This window comes from Haloferax sulfurifontis, assembly GCF_014635105.1.
Taxonomy (GTDB): Archaea; Halobacteriota; Halobacteria; order Halobacteriales; family Haloferacaceae; genus Haloferax; species Haloferax denitrificans.
The window spans coordinates 238,457-255,644 of sequence record NZ_BMCI01000004.1 but is presented as its reverse complement, the minus strand read 5'-3'; the positions used below and the strand labels follow the sequence as shown (position 1 = coordinate 255,644).

Here is a 17,188-nt window from a genome sequence, read left to right as displayed (position 1 = left end):
GTCGTTCGCGTCTGCGCCGGGAGGTCGCCGACAGGGACGGCCTACAGCGTGTAGTCGAACTCGCCCGTCTCGCTCTCCAAGAACGCCGTCAGGAGGTCGATGTAGGCGACGACGTCGTCCTCGTGGACGCTCTCGGTGACGGTGTGGAGATAGCGCGTCGGCATCGAAATCGCGCCGACGGGCTTCGCGCCGTAGGTGTTCTGGAAGCCGCCGGTGTCGGTGCCGCCCGCGGGGAGCAGTTCCATCTGGTAGGTGATGTCGTTGTCCTCGGCCACGGCGCGGAGCCGGCGGTGGACCTTCGGGTTGGCGATGGCGCTTGAGTCCTTGAGCTTGATGCCCGCGCCCTCGCCGAGTTTCGTGACGTGGTCGGCGGGGTCGAAGCCGGGCACGTCGTTGGCGACGGTGGTGTCGAGGCCGAGCGCGAGGTCGGGGTCGAGGTCGACGCCGAGCGCCTGCGCGCCGCGGAGGCCGACTTCCTCTTGGACCGTCGCGGCGAAGTGAATCGTCACCTCGGGGTTCTCGACCCGCCGGGCGGCCTCCAGCATGGCGAACAGGCAGACGCGGTCGTCGATGGCCTTGCCCGTCACGTGGTTGCCCATGCGGACGGTCGTCTGCTCCATCGTCACGAGGTCGCCGACGGAGACGGTCTCCTCGACGGTCTCGGCGGGCAGGCCGAGGTCGACGTACACGTCCTCGACTTTCGGCTCCTTCTGCTTCTGTTCTTCAGTCAGCGTGTGCGGAGGGACCGAGCCGATGACGCCGGTGAGGTCCTCGTCTTCGGCGTGGACGGTCACGCGCTGGGCCTTCAGGACGCGGGGATCCCAGCCGCCGAGAGCGTCGAGTTGCAGGAAGCCCTCGTCGTTGACGTGGCGGACCATGAAGCCGATTTCGTCCATGTGGGCGGCGACGGCGACCTCGTAGTCTCCCTCGCCCTCGATGGTGCCGACGACGTTGCCCATCGCGTCGACCCGGACGGAGTCGGTCGTCGCTTCGAGGTCCTCGCGGACGAGCGCGCGGATTCGGTCCTCGTAGCCGGGGACGCCGCTGGTCTCGGTGAGCTGTTTCAGGCGGTCGAAGTCGAAGTCCATGCGAGTGCATGAATTGCCGGTGTAGATAAGTCCATCAGTCCCGGGCGACCGTGCCGACACTCGACGGCCCGCCGCGCCGTCTCGTGAGAACTCTAAATATAGTCATTGTTTTTCCGGAACCCTTTTCCACTTCTCTCCGTAGGTACACCGTATGTCCGACACCGAATCTCAGCTCCGCGAGCAGTTCATGGACGCGTTCGAAAACGCGGACTTCCCCGTGAAGAACCAGATGTCGCTCGTCCCCGCGCTCCCGAACGGTCCGGGCACGAAGTTCAAGACGGACGAGGTGACGGTCACGGCGATGGAGCTGGCCGCGAAGCTCGGCAAGCATCAGGACTTCCCGTACGAGGACGCCGAGAGCCTCGTCGACGACATCATCGCCGGTCTCAAGGCCGAAGGCGTCATCTGAGTTCGGTCGCCGCGTGACCGAGACCAAACGCGCGCTCTGGGACCGCTTCGTCGACCGCTTCGTCGACACCGCGGACCCGATTTCACTTTTCGAGACGAGCGCCGACGGGACCGTCGACACCATCGCGTACGGTCGCTCCGGCCGGCGGACGCTCCGCCGCGGCGAACGCATGGAGCGCAAACTCCGCGAGGCCGGCGGCCGCGTCGTCGCCGACTACGACCGCCGCGAGGGCCGCTACGAGGGGCTCGTCTACATGATGTACACCCTCGACGGCGACGAGGTCGTCCCCCGGTACCTCGGCAAGTGCGGGAAGTTCGGCGCGTCCGGCACCGACCTCAACAGCAACCTGAAGAACGTCGACACCAACGACGGCAAGCTCGCGCGCTGGGGCTACGGGAACTACTACCACTTCGGCGACCTCTCGTCGGCCGCCTTCCGCGACGACGGGTCGGGGAAGTACGACCGCTGGGTAGAGGCGCTGTTCGCTTTGACCGACCCGCCGCGGCTCCGCGAGCCGGTGTACTTCTGGGTCGAGCCGTGGGCGGTCGGCACCGAGGGACCGTACCCCGACACGCGGCCGTACCTCGAAGAACTGGAGTACCAGCTCATCGGCATCGCCTTCGAACTGTACCCCGAGCGCCTGCTCAACACCGAGGGCGTGCCGACGAACCCGGCGGCCTACGCGGAGATGCGCGGGTGGACCGACCGCGAGGACGCGCGGCTTTCGGACTTCTGACACCCAAACCGATTTCTCGTCGCCGGGGCAATTCGAGGTATGCGAACATACGACATCGAGCGCTACCTGAACATCAGGAGCGCCTACGGCGCGTCCTTTTCGGCGGACGGCGAGCGCCTGTCGTTCCTCATGGACACGACGGGCGTCCCGCAGGTCTGGACGGTCGATTCGCCCGGCGCGTGGCCCGAACAGCGGACGTTCTACGAGGAGCGCGTCACCTTCGCCTCGTGGTCCCCCGAGCGTCCCGAAGTCGCCTTCGGCATGGACAACGGCGGCAACGAGCGCGCGCAGTTGTTCCGACTCGAACCCGACACCGGCGTCATCGAGAACCTGACCGAACACCCCGACGCCAAGCACCGCTGGGGCGGCTGGAGCCACGACGGCGAGCGGTTCGCGTTCACCTCGAACCGCCGCGACAACGCCGTTTTCGACGTCTACGTGCAGGCCCGAAACGGGACCGGCACCGACGCCGAACTCGTCCACGAGGGCGACGGCTGGCTCACCGTCGGCGGCTTCTCGCCCGACGACTCGAAGCTCATCGTCCAAGAGGCGTACTCGAACTTCGACCAGGACGTGTCGGTGCTCGACCTCGCCACCGGCGAGCTGACCCATCTCACGCCGCATCAGGGGACGGTTCGCTTCCAGAGCCCCGAGTGGGGCCCCGACGGCGAGAACGTCTACATGGTGACCGACCGCGGGAGCGACACGCTCGAACTCGTCCGCTACGAACTCGACTCCGGGGCGTTCACGACCGTCGAGGCCGGCGGCGACCACGAACTGGAGGGCATCAGCATCGACCACGACTCGCGCCGGCTCGTCTACTCGCGGAACGTCGAGGGCTACACGGAACTCACCTTCGGCGAACTCACCGCGCCCGACCGCATCGACGCGCTCCCCCAGCCCGACCTGCCGAACGGCGTCGCCGGTGGCGTCTCCTTTTCGCCGGACGGTGAGCGCGCCGCGGTCACCGTCACCGCCAGCGCCGACACCGCGAACGTCTACGTGGTCGAGTTGGCCACGGGCGACGCCGAGCGGTGGACGCTCGCGGCGACCGCGGGCATCCCACGGGACACGTTCGTCCCGCCCGAACTCGTCCGGTATCCGACGTTCGACGGCCGCGACATCCCGGCGTTCTTCACGCTCCCCGAGGAGTCGCCCGAGGGCGAGACGCCCGTCATCGTGGACATCCACGGCGGCCCCGAGTCCCAGCGCCGGCCGTCGTTCTCGGCGGTCAAGCAGTACTTCCTCTCGCGGGGCTACGCCTACTTCGAGCCGAACGTCCGCGGCTCCGCGGGCTACGGGAAGGCCTACGGCCACCTCGACGACGTCGAAAAGCGGATGGACTCCGTCGCCGACATCGAGGCCGCCGTCGAGTGGCTCCACGACCACCCGGCGGTCGACCCGGAGAAAATCGTCGCCATGGGCGGCTCGTACGGCGGGTTCATGGTGCTCGCGGCGCTGACCGAGTACCCCGACCTGTGGGCCGCCGGCGTCGACATCGTCGGCATCGCCAACTTCGTGACGTTCCTCGAAAACACCGGCGACTGGCGACGCGAACTCCGCGAGGCCGAGTACGGCTCGCTCGAAGACGACCGCGAGTTCCTCGAATCCATCTCGCCTATCAACAACGTCGAGAAGATTCGCGCGCCGCTTTTCGTCCTCCACGGCGAGAACGACCCGCGGGTGCCGGTCAGCGAGGCCCACCAGCTCGTCGAGGAGGCGAGGGAACACGCCCACGTCCGCGAACTCATCTTCGACGACGAGGGCCACGGCTTTTCCAAACTTGAGAACCGCATCGAGGCGTACTCCCAGATAGCCGACTTCCTCGACGAGTACGTCCGGAGCGCGCCCGCCGCCGCCGACTGAGCCGGACCTACCTTATTTTCCGTTAGAGTCAAAGCGCGGGACATCGAATCCCCGTCTATGAGCGCGGACTCCGAACAGCGAACGATCCGGTGTCTCATCGCCAAGGTGGGACTGGACGGCCACGACCGCGGTGCACACGTCATCTCTCGCGCCTTCCGCGACGCGGGATTCGAAGTCATCTACTCCGGACTGCATCGCGCCCCGGACGAGATTATCCAGGCGACGGTCCAAGAGGACGTGGACGTGCTGGGCATCTCCATCCTCTCCGGCGCGCACAACACGCTCGTCCCGAAGGTGATGGCGGGTCTCGAAGAGTACGGCGCGCTCGACGACACCCTCGTCATCGTCGGCGGCATCATCCCCGAAGAGGACCGACCCGCTCTCCTCGAACAGGGCGTCGACGCCATCTTCGGTCCCGGCACGCCGATGCAGGAGACCATCGACTTCGTGAAGGAACACGCGCCCGAGCGACCGTGACGATGAGTCGGGCGGTCGAATCCGACCTCGTCGAGCGCCTCCTCGACGGCGAGCACCGAGCGCTCGCACGCGCCATCACGAAAATCGAGTCGCAGTCGCCGGGCTATCGGGACATCGTCTCGGAGCTTCACGCGCACACGGGCGGGGCGTCCGTCGTCGGCATCACGGGCAGTCCGGGAGCCGGCAAGTCCACGCTCGTCGACAAGTTGGCGAAGCACTACCGCGACCAGGGCGAGACGGTCGGCGTCATCGCCGTGGACCCCTCCTCGCCGTACACCGGCGGGGCCGTCCTCGGCGACCGCATCCGCATGGCCTCGAACGTCGGCGACATGGACGTGTTCTTCCGGTCGATGAGCGCCCGCGGGCAACTCGGCGGCCTCTCGACCGCCACCGCGGACGCCGTGAAGGCGCTCGACGCCTTCGGGAAAGACCGCATCATCATCGAGACGGTCGGCGCGGGGCAAAACGAGGTGGACGTGGTGAAGACCGCCGACACGGTCGTCGTCCTCGTCCAGCCCGGGAGCGGCGACGACGTGCAGATGCTCAAGGCGGGCATCCTCGAAATCGGCGACGTGTTCGTCGTCAACAAGGCCGACATGGAGGGCGCGTCGCGCACCGTCGCGGAGCTACAGGAGATGATTCACCTCCGCGACGACCCGCGGGCGAACCTCGACACGGGCCACCACGGGGCCGCGGCGTTCGACGACGCCGGGCACGGACACGACGGCCATAGCGGGCACGCAGACACGGGCGATACCGCCGATGCCGAGACCGACGACGTCTCCGACGACCCGCCCGTCTGGACGCCGCAGGTCCTCGAAACCGTCGCCACGACCGGCGAGGGAATCGACGAGTTGGTCGAGACGCTGGACGACCACCGCGACTACCTCGACGCCTCCGGCGAGTTGGCCGAGAAGGCCCGCAAGCGCGCCGGCGAGGAGATACGACAGCTCCTCCGAAGCGACGTGAACCGGCTCCTCGAAGCCGAACTCGACCGACGCGGCGGGGTCGAGGAGTTCGCCGAGGCGGTCGTCGAAAAGGAGACGGACCCCTACGCGGTCGCCGAGGACGTGCTCGAACCGCTCCGGGAGTGTCTGGACGACCGGGACGACTGACGCCGAGACGACCCGGGTGCGGGCGGGACGCCCCTGCCCACCACCCCGCCACGGGCGGGCGAATTAAGGCCACCGCGCGCAATCTACGTGACATGAAACTCCGACGAGCCATCGGACTGGCCGCCGCCGGCGTCGGTCTCACCGCCGCGACCAACGCCGCCCTCTCGAAACGCGTTGGACCCCTCGAACCGCCGCTCTCCGGAAATCACGGGACGTACCGCTGGCGCGGCATGGACGTGTCGTACGCCGAGGCCGGAAACGAGGACGACCCGACGCTCGTGTTCCTCCACGGTATCAACGCCGCGGGGTCGTCCGGCGAGTTCCGCGAGGTGTTTTCGACCCTCGCCGAGGACTACCACGTCGTCGCGCCCGACCTCCCCGGGTTCGGCCTGTCGGACCGCCCGGCGTTGTACTACTCGCCCGCGCTCTACGAGGACTTCGTCGGCGACTTCCTCGCGGAGTACGACGACCCCGCGGTCCTCGCCTCGTCGCTCACCGCGGCCTACGCCGTCGCCGCCGCAGAGCGAGACGACGTGTCGGTCTCGCGGTTCGTCCTCGTCTGTCCCACGCCGCGCGGCGGCCCCGACCCCAAAGAGTGGCTCCGCGAGCTCGTCCGCGCGCCGGTCGTCGGCGAGGCGCTGTTCAACGTCGTCGCCTCCCGGCCGTCGATTCGCTACTTCAACGCCGACCACGGCTACTACGACCCCGAGAAGGCGGGCGAGGAGTGGCAGGAGTACGAGTGGCGCACGGCTCACCAGGAGGGCGCGCGCTTCGCGCCGGCGTCGTTCATCTCGGGCTACCTCAACACCGACATCGACCTCGCCGAGGCGCTGTCGGCCCTCGACGTGCCGACGACGCTCGTCTGGGGCCGCGAGAGCGACATCACGCCGCTGAAGCAGGGTCGGGACCTCGCGGACGCCGCGGACTGCCGGCTCGTCGTCTTCGATGACGCGATGTTGCTCCCGCACGTCGAGTTCCCGAACGCCTTCGTCGACACCGTCCGCAACGCCCTCGACTGACGCCGACGCGACCGCGGCTTCAATTCAATCCTTAGACCGATGCTCGACTCCCTGTCGCTGTTCTCGCTGTTCCTGTACGGAGCCATCGCGCTCCTCGCGGCCGGCTTCTGGGCGTGGCTCCTCGGCTCGTACGTCTTCGGCTGGCGCTCGCCGCTGGAGGCCATCGAGGCGAGCGACGAGTAATCGGCCGCGCGGCGCTACTCGCTCGCGGGCCGGAACACGAGCAGTTGCTCGTCGGTCGTCGCGTTCACGTCCACGTCGACCGAGACCGTCGCGCCGAGGTCGACCTCGTCGGCGGGCAGGTCGCGGACGACGCCCGTGAGTTTGACCGGGCCGAACGACGCGATAGCCGTCACGTAGGGCGCTTCGTCGGCGAAGTCCGGCGCGGGGACGTGCACCTCGGTGAAGGTGAGCACCTCGCCGGTCTCCGGGAGCGGTTCCGCGGTCAACTCGGCCGCGCCGCAGTGCGGACAGGAGCGCCGCGGCGGGAGCGAGCCGTGGCCGTCGGGACACGCGAGGTAGTAGCCCTCGCCGTCCGCGATTGCGGCCAGCCACTCGTCGTAGCCGGTGTCGGTCATCGGTCCACCTCCAGGACGTGGACGACCGCGCTGGCGACGGTCCCACCCGCGTTGTGGGTGACGCCGACGCGAGCGTCCGGGACGGCGTCGCTGTTACCGTGGTCGCCGCGCAGGAGCTTCGTCATCTCGACGACTTGGGCGGTCCCCGTCGCGCCGACGGGGTGGCCTTTCGCCTTGAGGCCGCCCGAGAGGTTCACCGGGAGGTCGCCGTCGCGGGTCGTCTCGCCGCGGGCGGCCGCGCCGACGCCCTCGCCGTGGTCGTAGAGGCCGAGCGATTCGAGCGCGAGCACCTCGGCGATGGTGAAGCAGTCGTGGACCTCGGCCACGTCCACGTCGTCGGGGCCGATGCCGGCGTCGGCGTAGGCGGAGTCGGCGGCTTTCGTCGCGGCGGGCGTCCGCGCGAGGTGTGGCCTGTCTTGGAGCGCGGCCTTGTCGCCGCCCTGTCCCGACCCGGTGACGGAGACGGGCGCGTCGAGGCCGTGGCGCTCGGCGTAGTCGTCGCTGACGAGGACGACCGCGCTCGCGCCGTCGGTGATGGGGCAGGCGTCGTAGAGGGAAAGCGGGTCGGCGACGACGGGGCTTTCGAGCGCGTCGTCGACCGTGATTTCGCGGTGGAACTGCGCGTAGTCGTTCTGCATCGCGTTGGCGTGGTTCTTCACCGCGATGTGCGCGAGGTCCTCGCTGTCGCCGCCGAAGGCGTCGAAGTACGCGCGGGCCATGAGCGCGTACGCGCCGGGGAACGTGACGCCCGCGCGGACCTCGAACAGCTCGTCCGCGGCGATGGCGAGCGACTGGGTCACCTCGGCGGTGCCGAGGTTGTTCATGCGCTCCATGCCGCCGGCGAGGACCACGTCGGCCGCGCCGCTCCGAATCGTCGCGACGGCCTGCCGGAAGGCGACGCCCGCGGAGGCGCAGGCCTGCTCGTAGCGGGTCGCGGGGCAGTCGAGGCCGGCGGCCTCGGCCATGACCGGCCCCTGATGGCCCTGTTTCTCGGCGAGTTCGCCCATGAAGTTGCCGTAGAAGAGTTCCTCGTAGTCGTCGCGGGAGACGCCGGCGTCCTCGCGGGCGGCGAGGGCGGCCTCCGCGAACAGGTCGCGGCCGGTTCGCTCGGGGTGACTGCCGAACTTCGTCAGTCCGACCCCGGCGATTCGCACGTCGGTCATGGATGAACGTACGTGATAGATGGTCCTTGAACCTGCCGCTCGCCCGCGGGCCGCGTCGCGGTTCGGCACTCGCTTCCCCGCGCTCGCGGCCGCGACGCGACGAGCCGCGGTTCCCGTCTAAGTCGGTCGGTTTTCGCCCTCGACCGACGCCCGGTTTCGACCCATCGCAACGGTTACCACGGCCCCGCGAGACGGTCCACTATGAGTGACTGGATAGGCGACACGTTCACCAGCGAGGTCGGCTGGAACCACTTGGAGCGACTCGTCGACATCGGCAACCGGATGACCGGCTCACCCGGCGAGCGCGAGGCGATGGAGGCGACCCGAGACGCCCTCGACCGCGTCGGCGCGCGGAACGTCCGCATCGACCCCTTCGAGATTCAGGGCTGGGAGCGCGGCGACAGCGCCGTCTACGCCGCCGACACCACCCAAGAATGCATCGCGCTCCCGCGAAGTCCCGCCGGCACCGCGAGCGGGGAACTGGTCGACCTCGGCTACGGCCTGCCCGAGGACTTCGACCGCGACCTCTCGGGGAAGGTCGTCGTCGTCTCCACGACGGTCCCCGACCACTACGACCGCTTCATCCACCGCCGCGAGAAGTACTACTACGCCGTCGAGGCCGGCGCGGCCGCGTTCGTCTTCGCCAACCACGTCCCCGGCCAACTCCCGCCCACGGGGAGCGTCGGCACCGCGGACGCGCCCATCGGTGACATCCCCGCGGTCGGCGTCAGCAAGGAAGTCGGCGCGCGCCTCCGCCGTCGGTTCGACGGCGACGAGGTGACCGTCGACGTGACCTGCGAGACGCCCGCGGCCGAAAGCGGGAACGTCCACGCCGAACTCGGCCCCGACACCGACGAGGAGGTGCTCGTCACGAGCCACCTCGACGCCCACGACATCGCCGAGGGCGCGATGGACAACGGCGCGGGCACCGCGATGGTGGTCGAGGTCGCCCGCGCGCTCGCCGCCCGCGAGGACGAACTCGACACGCGCGTCCGCTTCGTCTGCTTCGGCGCGGAGGAGGTCGGCCTCGTCGGCTCCGCGTACGAAGCCGATCGCCTCGGCGACGCCCGAAGCGACGTGAAAGCCGTCGTCAACAACGACGGCGTCGTCGCCGGGCGGACGCTCAAGCTCACGACCCACGGCTTCGACGAACTCGAAGCCGCCGCCGACGCCGTCGCCGAGCGGTTCGACCACGACGTCTCGACGCTCCCCGAACAGCTCCCCCACAGCGACCACTGGCCGTTCGTCGCCCGCGGCGTCCCGGCGTACATGGTCGGCAGTGAAAAGGAGGGCCGCGGCCGCGGCTGGGGCCACACCCACGCCGACACCATCGAGAAACTGGAGTCGCGGACGCTCCGCGAGCAGTCGATTCTCCTCACGGAACTGACCGTCGAACTCGCCGACGCCGACCGCGAGATTCCCCACGCCGACCCCGCGGACATCGCGGCGGCGCTCGAAGCCGAAGACCAAGCGGAAGGCATGAAGGTCACCGGCGACTGGCCGTTCTGAGGCGTCGGCGACGCGGACGGTCCGCGGAATCTCCTTTCCACCGCCGGACCGAACCACGAGGGCTTTTATTCGCGGCGGCGTAGCACGGGACGATGCTACGGGGGCTCGCCGCGGGTGGACGACGATGAGATTCGGTATCGTCGGTGACGACTCGGTCGCCACCGCCGTCAGAGCGGCCGATGCGTCGGTCGCATCGGAGCCGGCCGACGCGGACGCCGTCGTCGCGGTCGGCGAGTCGGCGCTCTCGGCGGTCGCGCTCGGCTCCGAGTGGTCGTGTCCGGTCGTTCCCGTCGACTGCGCCGCGCCGTGGTCGCCCCAGCGGGAAGAACTGGCGTCTCGACTGTCCGCGTTCGTCGCCGGCGGCGGCCGCGTCGTCGACCACCCGACGCTCTCGGTCGGCGAGGACTCGCCGGCGCGCGCGCTCTTCGACGCGATGCTCGTCACGAGCGAGCCGGCGCACATCTCCGAGTACGGCGTCGCCCACGCGGAGACGGCGGTCCCCTTCTCGGCGGACCCGACCGACGAGTCGCGCGCGGCGACGCGCTGGACGCCCGTCGACGAGTTCCGCGCCGACGGCGTCGTCGTCGCCACCCCGCTCGGGAGTTCCGGCTACGCGCGCGCCGCGGGCGGGGCGGTCGTCGGTCCGGCCGCCGGACTCGCCGTCGTCCCCGTCTCGCCCTACGCGACGCAGACGAACTCGTGGGTCCTCCAGCCCCCGATTAGACTGTCGGTCGAACGCGACGACGCCCGCGTCTCGCTCGTCGCCGACGACGAGGTCGTCCGGGAGATTCGTCCGTTCGAGTCGGTCGTCGTCGACCGCGACGGGAGCGTCCCGCTTCTCGTCGAGTGAGTGCGGGTCGATGAGACTTCGCCACCGAGCGGCGAGGCTCGACGCGCCGAAAATACGTGTTCCTCGCGAGCGATGCGAGCGCGACGACGCGGAGAAGAGCGCGTCGCGTGCTTAGACGATGAGGTTCCAGTAGTCCACGACGAGGAAAAACAGGCTCTGGAACGCGGCGTACAGGAGCACGAGCGTCGCGGCGACGAGCGACCCGTTCGGGCGTTCGAGCGGCTTGTCCGTCCGGGCTTCGACCTGGCGCGCTTCGAACTCGAAGAAGTCGGTGACGAACATCCCGACGACCAGCACGCTCAGCACCATGCCGCCGTGCGGCTCGACGAGCAGATAGAGGAACGAGGCCAGCACGAGCCCGCCCGACGTGAACGAGTGCGGGAGGTACCGGGAGATGGCCTCCGCACCACCCTCCTCGGCCTGCCGAACGTGCGACCGGTGCGCGAGAAAGCGCGTCACGAAGTTCGCAAGCACGAGCACGAGCGCCACGTGCGGGACGATGGGTTCGACCGCCGCCAACTGGTCGAGCGGGACGAGGAACTGTAGTGGGTGCATACAGGACCGTCGGGGCGATACTCATTAGAGTTTTTCCAATCCGACGCGGCGGGCCGCCCCGAGCGCGGCCGCTATGGTGGGGGGGTTTTTCCGCGACTCGAATCGAGATGAGAGGAGAACTGACCGCGCGCCCGGTCGGCTTACTGCGCGTTGCGGCGCTCTTCGAGCGCGGACATGATCTGGTGGCCCGCGGGGATGAGCACCCAGAAGGTGAGTGCGCCGAGGAGCGCGAACCAGAGGAACACGTCCATCAGGGTGACGCCGATGATGTTGAACAGCCCCTCGGTCGCGCCGGACGACAGCGGCTCGATGAGCTGTTTACTGCTCTCGAAACTGCTCGTCCGGTACCACGACGCGAGCACCAGCCACGCGAGTCCGGACCCGGTCAGGATACCCAGTCCCTTGATGAATTCGTCAGCCATTGTTCGAGTCTTCGCCGGAGTCCTCTTGAGACTTTCCCATTCCTTGGGCGCGGAATCGAGTTCCGAGCGTGTAGACGACCGCGCCGAAGGCGATGATGCTCAGTCCGACCACCGCCAGCGCCGTGCTGAGGAGTCCGTCTGCGACGCCGATGCCGAGCGCGCCGAGCGCGCCGGCGACGACCGCGCGGAGGGCGCTCACTTGGAGCGTCGCGGCGTCGAGGAAGACGAAGCCGAGGACCACGCTCACGACGGCGATGAGCGTCGAAAAGACGGTAATCGTCTTGTAGAGCCGCATGGGGACGACGATGTCGCGCCGGCCGCGACGTCCGCGTCGCGCCCCGTCGCTCTCGCCGGTTCGACCGGTTGCGTCGCTGTCTGTCATCAGTGGCGCTAAGAAGGGACGGGTGGTAGTGGTTCCGCTCTATCTCGGCGGGCGAAGCCGGTAGTAGCGGCGGTTGAGGTTGTACATGTACCCCTCGCGCATCGTCTTCAGCACCGCGTAGGTGATGGTCCCGAAGACGAACGGGAGCAGGAACGTCAGGTCGAACAGCAGGTCGACGTTCATGGGCATGAGGTTCTTGATGGCCAGAAGCGAGATGGTCAACGCGAACACCACGCCGAAGACGCCGACCGCGGACCAGAACGGCTGTTCGACGGGACGTCGGGCCGAGCCCTTGTTCAGGAAGGGCACGATGGCGATGAAGCCGACGACGACGCCGTTCGCCAGCACGCCGTACGTCCGGTCTGCCATCAGCATCTGATCGCCCAGAATGGCGATCTCCGGGTTGAGGGGGCCGAGTTTGAGCAGGCCGAACGACCAGTAGAGATACCAGTCGGGCAGGATGACCGCCGGCGTGGTCGACGGGTTCGCGGGGTTGCCGATGTGCGGCGGCATCGTCGCCGAGAGGAACAGAATCATCCCGACGAAGAACGACGCGATAGAGAGGTTGCGGACGGTCTCGTGGGGCCACGTGGGGAACGCGAGCACGTCGCGTTCGACGTAGTCGGACTCCGTGCGGAGGTCCTGGTCTTCGCGGCGCGCGCGCTCGAAGTACTCGTAAGTAAGCCGAGAGAGGCCGGTCTTGCGAGCCTTGCGCTCGCTCCACGTCGGCGTCTCGTCGTCCGGGGCCACGATGCCCGCGCCGTCGGATCGAATCTCCTCGTTTTCGGGTTCGTTGTCGCTCATAGTTGTCACCTCAGTGCGGCTCCGCGATGCCCTGCACCCACACGATGCCGATGTGGATCGCGATGAGCGTCGTCACGACGAACGGGAGCAGGAACACGTGAATGATGTACATGCGCTGTAGCGTCGACTGGCCCAGCGAGAAGCCGCCGAACAGGAGCTGTGCGACCCACTCGCCGGCGAGCGGGACCGACAGCGCCATCTCGACGCCGATCTGGCCGGCCCAGAACGCGAGCTGGTCCCACGGCAGGAGGTATCCGGTGTACCCGAACACCATCGTCAGGCTGATGAGGACGATGCCGAGGAGCCAGTTCAGCTCGCGGGGTTCCTTGTACGACCCCGTGAAGTAGACACGGAGCATGTGCAGGAACACGGCCGCGACCATGACCTGCGCCGCCCAGCGGTGGACGGAGCGGAGCATGAAGCCGAACTGCAGGTCGCGCATGATGAACTCGATACTGTTGTAGGCCGTGGTCGGGTCGCCGGTCGTCGCGGGCGAGTAGTAGAACCCGAGAAGGGCCCCGCTAATCGCCGCGACGACGTACGCGAGCGTCGAGAACAACCCGAGCGTGTACAGGGGGTACCAGTACCAGAACTTGTTGTCGAGGTTGTACTGCTCGGTGTGGCTCTTCGGCATCTGGAGGTTGACTCGGTAGTAGAGCGTCTCCAGAAGTTCCAGATAATCGACGATGCGGAGTCGCTTATCCAGCCAGATGAGCGTGGTGAGGAAGGTGGCCTCGACCGGGGTGAGGTCCTTCTTTTTCATCCAGGCCTTGTGGTCGTAGTCGTCTTTGCGTTCGAGACTCATGGTTTATCGCTTGTAGTAGGGGTACACCGCGCGCTTGACCTGTTCCCACGCGTCGTCGCTGCTGAACGTGACTCCGTCGACGTCCTCCTCGCGGACGTAGAGGTCTTCCCACTTGCGACGCCGCTTTTTGACGATCATCACGTCGGGGAGGAACTCCTTGCGGTACAGAGCGAGGATGAACGCGAGGTCAACGAAGATGACGGCGAGGACGCCGCCGAGGAACATGTTCCCCGTGTCGGTCAGTCCCCAGCCGGAGACGAAGCCGTAGGTAAAGAGGAACACGAACACGACCTCGATAATCGTCAGGAGGACGATTGCGATGGCCGCGGCGGTGCTCTCGCGCGCCGGTTCGTATCGGTGAATGTCGCCGTACGTGCTGCCGGTCGAGGACATTACTCGCCACCTCCGGTGTTACCCGTATTCGGGGACTCGCCGTACTTCAAGATGAAGAACGTGTAGATGACGGTGACGAGGATGCCGAGAATTGTCGCCGAACCGACCCAGTGTGCCTGAATCGGGACGCCGAGTTCGTGCAGTTCCTTCTCGCCGCCGCCGCCGGTGCTCACAGTCGCCACGTCGCCGCCGACGGCGACCGCGCCGAGCATGCCGAGCGCCTCGTGGGGCACGCAGTGGTACTTCGTGATACCACCGCTCTCGAAGGTGTACTCGTAGGTGCTTCCGGCCTCGGAGACGGCCGCGCCGGAGTCGAGCGACGCGCCCTCGCTCGAGACGACGTTGTGGCCGCCGCCCTCGCCGGTCCACTCCCACGTCACGGTCGTACCGGTGTCGATCCAGATGCCAGCCGGTGCGAACGCAAGGTTCCCGCCGTTGCCGGACGCGCCGACCTCGATGGTGACCTCGCTTTGGCCGCGGAGGTCTTCGTAGCCTCCGTCGACGCCGTCGAGGTGGCCACCGAAGTCGGGTTGAACCTGCGCTCCACCGCCGCCTTCCTGCGCAGCAGCGGTCCCGGCGGCAGCGGTCGCGGCGGCTGTCGCACCGCCAGCCGTTCGGAGAAACTCCCGCCTTTTCATACGGTCGTTCGTCAGGATGGGATGCGCTTAAACCCACCGACTATGCCGTCACGGAGGGTGTTTCCGAGGCGGGTTCGCGTCGGGCTCAGCCCTCAGAACTGGGGGCGTCTCGCTCGGGGGGCTCGATCAACGGCGCGGCGGTTTCGTCCCCGTCGAACTCGGGCACGAACTCGGGGCGCGACCCGCCTTCGAGGCCCATGACGCGGAGTCTGTCCCGGTACTCTTCGGCGCGGAAGCGGTCCGAGAGCCGGGCGTTGGCCACGACGACAAAGAGGAAAAAGCCGATGACGAGAAAACCCAGCCCGGCGAGCGGCGCGATAATCGAGTCGAGGTCGGGGAGAACGAGCCACGCCCCGATGAGCGCGACCCCGCCGAGCAGCTGGCCGAACGCGACGATTTGGAGCATCCGATTGCCGAAGTCGCCGGTCCCCTGTGCGACCTCCTCGGGTTCGGGGAGCCTGACGGTCTCGGGCGCGTCGTTCACCTCGAAGTCCTCCATCGAGCAGAGCGCGACGGTCGGTTTCACGTCGCGGACGACGGTTCCCTCGCCCTCGACGCTCCCGTCGGGGTAGACGACGGCGTAGCCCTCGTCGGAGTACGCGAGAATCCGGGGTTCGCCGTCTTCGGTCACGCGCTCGAGGACGGCGAACACCTCGCGAATCGCGACGCGGTAGCGGAGTTCCTGTTCGACGCGGTCGAGTAGCTCCTCGCCGACGATCCACGAGTCGGGGTCGAACGCGGCGTCCCACTCCTCGGGGGTCATCTTCGCCATGTCGGCCGGGCCGAAGTTCTCGAAGTCGTACTTGGCTTCGACCTCCTCGCGGAGGGCCGCGAGCTCCGCGTCGGACATCGCGGCGTCGGCGTCCGCGTCCGGCGACGAGCCGTCGTCGGCCGGGGCGGAAGACGAGTCTGACATCGGCCCGGAGTAGGGTCCACGCCGGTAAACGTGTTCCGACCCCGAACCACGCGCTCGTCGCGCGCGGCTCGTCATGGGATACTCCCGAAACGGGGTCCAGCTGGTCCGGCGCTCGAAAGTCGTGGTTCAAGCCTCGAATCCGGGGCGTCGCGGCCGGCGTTCGACCCCCGCTCCGTGGTCTAGCGCTCGAACGGGACGCCGCGCATCGGTCCCTTTAGGCCGGGCGGGTCCTAACGCCGTGCGATGGCAGACGAGACGACCCTCGCCACGCTCGCCGCGATTACCGTCACGGCCAGCTTTCCGTTTTACATCTACGGCGCGTGGATAATGATCGACGCCGAGACGGTGTCGTGGGACGTGCTCGTCTACCACCTCAAAATCATCTTCCCCGGCCTCGTGTTGAACACGGTCCCGGTCGTCACGTGGATGCTCCCGCGGCTCTTTCAGCAACTCAACGGCCTCAGCGCCCTCCACGCGATTCTCGGCCTGCAGGCGTACGCGATGCTCGTCTTCGCGCTCACGGGTATCGTCCGCATCTTCCAGGCCAAGTGGCGGGCGAACCTCTACCGCGACCCGGACCAGACCGTGTCGCTCGACGACCTCCACGAGAACATGGGCGCGTGGCGCGGCCGCCTCCGCGTCGGCGTCTTCGGCTACGTCGTCTTCTGGATTCTCGCGTGGTTGCTCGGTATCTACCGCTACCTGAGCGGCTACGTGTTGGGCTGAGCGCTCACCACGCCTCGCCGCTGGCGAGGTCGACGTCGTGGTCGCGCTTCGAGGAGGGACAGACGTCTTCGAGCACGCACGCGTCGCAGTCGGGGTTGCGCGCGTCGCAGACGGCCCGCCCGTGGCTGATGAACAGGTGGGTGAACTGTTGCCAGTCGCGCTCGGGGACGACCGGCATCAGGTCCTCCTCGATTCGCTCGGGGTACTCCTCTTCGGTCAGCCCGAGCCGGCGCGAGAGCCGCTGGACGTGGGTGTCGACGACGATGCCCTCCACGATGTCGTGGCCGTGCTGGAGGACGACGTTCGCGGTCTTCCGGCCGACGCCGGCGAGGTCGGTCAGCGCGGACATGGTGTCCGGGACCTCGCCGTCGTGCTTTTCGATGATGTCCGCGCACGCGGAGCGGATGTACTTCGCCTTGTTGTTGTAGTAGGTGATGGAGCTGATGTCGTCGGCCAGCTCCTCTTGGTCGGCGGCGGCGTACTCCGCGGCGTCGTCGTACTTCTCGAACAGCTCCGCGGTGACCTTGTTGACGCGCTCGTCGGTACACTGCGCGGAGAGCATGACGGCGATGAGCAGTTCGAGGCGGTTCGAGTAGGAAAGCGAGATGGTGGTGTCGGGGTACTCCTCGTACAGTCGGTCGAGGACCTCCTCGGCCTGCGCCTCGCGGCTTTCGAGTGGCGTGCCCATATCTGTGGGTGCGACCCGGTCGGTTTCAGTCGTTCGGGTTGGGGCGACG

General features: G+C 67.9%; 22 protein-coding genes. 10 read left to right on the top strand and 12 right to left on the bottom strand.

The genetic code is table 11. From position 1 onward, the window contains the following. Positions 1-41: 41 nt before the first annotated feature. On the bottom strand, positions 42-1,088 hold the full coding sequence (locus IEV64_RS12820) for a M42 family metallopeptidase (RefSeq protein ID WP_007275104.1): 1,047 nt from the start codon (positions 1,086-1,088) through the stop codon (positions 42-44). Between the two features lie 151 nt (positions 1,089-1,239). Between IEV64_RS12820 and IEV64_RS12815 the strand changes: the two genes are divergently transcribed. From IEV64_RS12815 to IEV64_RS12785, 7 genes are all read left to right on the top strand, one after another. After that, positions 1,240-1,497, top strand: a complete 258-nt coding sequence (locus IEV64_RS12815) for an MTH865 family protein (protein ID WP_004971185.1) — start codon at positions 1,240-1,242, stop codon at positions 1,495-1,497. Between the two features lie 13 nt (positions 1,498-1,510). Beyond that, positions 1,511-2,233: a hypothetical protein gene (locus tag IEV64_RS12810; RefSeq protein WP_188424031.1), complete on the top strand. Its 723-nt coding sequence runs from the start codon at positions 1,511-1,513 to the stop codon at positions 2,231-2,233. 39 nt (positions 2,234-2,272) lie between these two features. After that, a complete protein-coding gene (locus IEV64_RS12805; RefSeq protein ID WP_007275102.1) occupies positions 2,273-4,099 on the top strand; it encodes a S9 family peptidase in 1,827 nt (608 codons plus the stop codon). 57 nt (positions 4,100-4,156) lie between these two features. Continuing rightward, on the top strand, positions 4,157-4,576 hold the full coding sequence (locus IEV64_RS12800; RefSeq protein ID WP_007275101.1) for a cobalamin B12-binding domain-containing protein: 420 nt from the start codon (positions 4,157-4,159) through the stop codon (positions 4,574-4,576). Positions 4,577-4,578: 2 nt separating this feature from the next. Beyond that, on the top strand, positions 4,579-5,691 hold the full coding sequence (gene meaB, locus IEV64_RS12795) for a methylmalonyl Co-A mutase-associated GTPase MeaB (protein WP_007275100.1): 1,113 nt from the start codon (positions 4,579-4,581) through the stop codon (positions 5,689-5,691). 92 nt (positions 5,692-5,783) lie between these two features. Further along, positions 5,784-6,710 carry an alpha/beta fold hydrolase gene (locus IEV64_RS12790; RefSeq protein ID WP_188424030.1) on the top strand — a complete coding sequence of 309 codons (927 nt, stop codon included), beginning with the start codon at positions 5,784-5,786 and terminating at the stop codon, positions 6,708-6,710. Between the two features lie 39 nt (positions 6,711-6,749). After that, positions 6,750-6,893, top strand: a complete 144-nt coding sequence (locus IEV64_RS12785) for a hypothetical protein (RefSeq protein WP_007275098.1) — start codon at positions 6,750-6,752, stop codon at positions 6,891-6,893. Positions 6,894-6,907: 14 nt separating this feature from the next. On the opposite strand, the gene IEV64_RS12780 is transcribed toward IEV64_RS12785, so the two are convergent. Together IEV64_RS12780 and IEV64_RS12775 are read right to left on the bottom strand one after the other, a co-directional pair. After that, positions 6,908-7,288, bottom strand: coding sequence for a Zn-ribbon domain-containing OB-fold protein (locus IEV64_RS12780; RefSeq protein WP_007275097.1), 381 nt, complete (start codon positions 7,286-7,288; stop codon positions 6,908-6,910). Continuing rightward, the gene (locus IEV64_RS12775; protein ID WP_188424029.1) at positions 7,285-8,451 is read right to left on the bottom strand and encodes a thiolase domain-containing protein; all 1,167 of its coding nucleotides are present in this window, start codon (positions 8,449-8,451) and stop codon (positions 7,285-7,287) included. The genes IEV64_RS12780 and IEV64_RS12775 overlap by 4 nt, the downstream gene beginning before the upstream one ends. A 201-nt stretch (positions 8,452-8,652) precedes the next feature. Between IEV64_RS12775 and IEV64_RS12770 the strand changes: the two genes are divergently transcribed. Both IEV64_RS12770 and IEV64_RS12765 read left to right on the top strand, forming a co-directional pair. Then, positions 8,653-9,960, top strand: coding sequence for a M28 family peptidase (locus IEV64_RS12770; protein ID WP_188424028.1), 1,308 nt, complete (start codon positions 8,653-8,655; stop codon positions 9,958-9,960). 124 nt (positions 9,961-10,084) lie between these two features. Then, positions 10,085-10,810 carry an NAD(+)/NADH kinase gene (locus IEV64_RS12765; RefSeq protein WP_188424027.1) on the top strand — a complete coding sequence of 242 codons (726 nt, stop codon included), beginning with the start codon at positions 10,085-10,087 and terminating at the stop codon, positions 10,808-10,810. A 111-nt stretch (positions 10,811-10,921) separates the two neighbouring features. Here IEV64_RS12765 and IEV64_RS12760 read toward each other — a convergent pair whose 3' ends face one another. The 8 genes from IEV64_RS12760 to IEV64_RS12725 form a co-directional block, all read right to left on the bottom strand. Continuing rightward, positions 10,922-11,365, bottom strand: coding sequence for a DUF7313 family protein (locus IEV64_RS12760; RefSeq protein WP_007275093.1), 444 nt, complete (start codon positions 11,363-11,365; stop codon positions 10,922-10,924). Between the two features lie 140 nt (positions 11,366-11,505). Beyond that, a complete protein-coding gene (locus IEV64_RS12755) occupies positions 11,506-11,787 on the bottom strand; it encodes a DUF7314 family protein (protein WP_004971174.1) in 282 nt (93 codons plus the stop codon). After that, positions 11,780-12,169, bottom strand: coding sequence for a DUF7315 family membrane protein (locus tag IEV64_RS12750; protein ID WP_004971173.1), 390 nt, complete (start codon positions 12,167-12,169; stop codon positions 11,780-11,782). Before IEV64_RS12750 ends, IEV64_RS12755 begins: the two co-directional genes overlap by 8 nt. Positions 12,170-12,208: 39 nt before the next feature. Further along, on the bottom strand, positions 12,209-12,973 hold the full coding sequence (locus IEV64_RS12745) for a cytochrome b family protein (RefSeq protein ID WP_004971172.1): 765 nt from the start codon (positions 12,971-12,973) through the stop codon (positions 12,209-12,211). Between the two features lie 10 nt (positions 12,974-12,983). Then, on the bottom strand, positions 12,984-13,778 hold the full coding sequence (locus tag IEV64_RS12740) for a cytochrome b (RefSeq protein WP_004044094.1): 795 nt from the start codon (positions 13,776-13,778) through the stop codon (positions 12,984-12,986). Between the two features lie 3 nt (positions 13,779-13,781). Then, a complete protein-coding gene (locus tag IEV64_RS12735) occupies positions 13,782-14,171 on the bottom strand; it encodes a DUF7318 family protein (RefSeq protein ID WP_004971171.1) in 390 nt (129 codons plus the stop codon). Further along, the gene (locus IEV64_RS12730; protein WP_007275090.1) at positions 14,171-14,809 is read right to left on the bottom strand and encodes a halocyanin domain-containing protein; all 639 of its coding nucleotides are present in this window, start codon (positions 14,807-14,809) and stop codon (positions 14,171-14,173) included. The genes IEV64_RS12735 and IEV64_RS12730 overlap by 1 nt, the downstream gene beginning before the upstream one ends. A gap of 85 nt (positions 14,810-14,894) precedes the next feature. Next, positions 14,895-15,725: a DUF7319 domain-containing protein gene (locus IEV64_RS12725; RefSeq protein WP_188424026.1), complete on the bottom strand. Its 831-nt coding sequence runs from the start codon at positions 15,723-15,725 to the stop codon at positions 14,895-14,897. Positions 15,726-15,968: 243 nt separating this feature from the next. Here IEV64_RS12725 and IEV64_RS12720 point away from each other — a divergent pair, with 243 nt between their 5' ends. Continuing rightward, positions 15,969-16,451 (top strand): DUF7321 family protein, encoded by a 483-nt coding sequence (locus IEV64_RS12720; protein WP_004971168.1) that lies wholly within the window; start codon positions 15,969-15,971, stop codon positions 16,449-16,451. Positions 16,452-16,455: 4 nt separating this feature from the next. On the opposite strand, the gene nth is transcribed toward IEV64_RS12720, so the two are convergent. Next, positions 16,456-17,139, bottom strand: coding sequence for an endonuclease III (gene nth / locus IEV64_RS12715; RefSeq protein ID WP_188424025.1), 684 nt, complete (start codon positions 17,137-17,139; stop codon positions 16,456-16,458). Between the last annotated feature and the right edge of the window lie 49 nt (positions 17,140-17,188).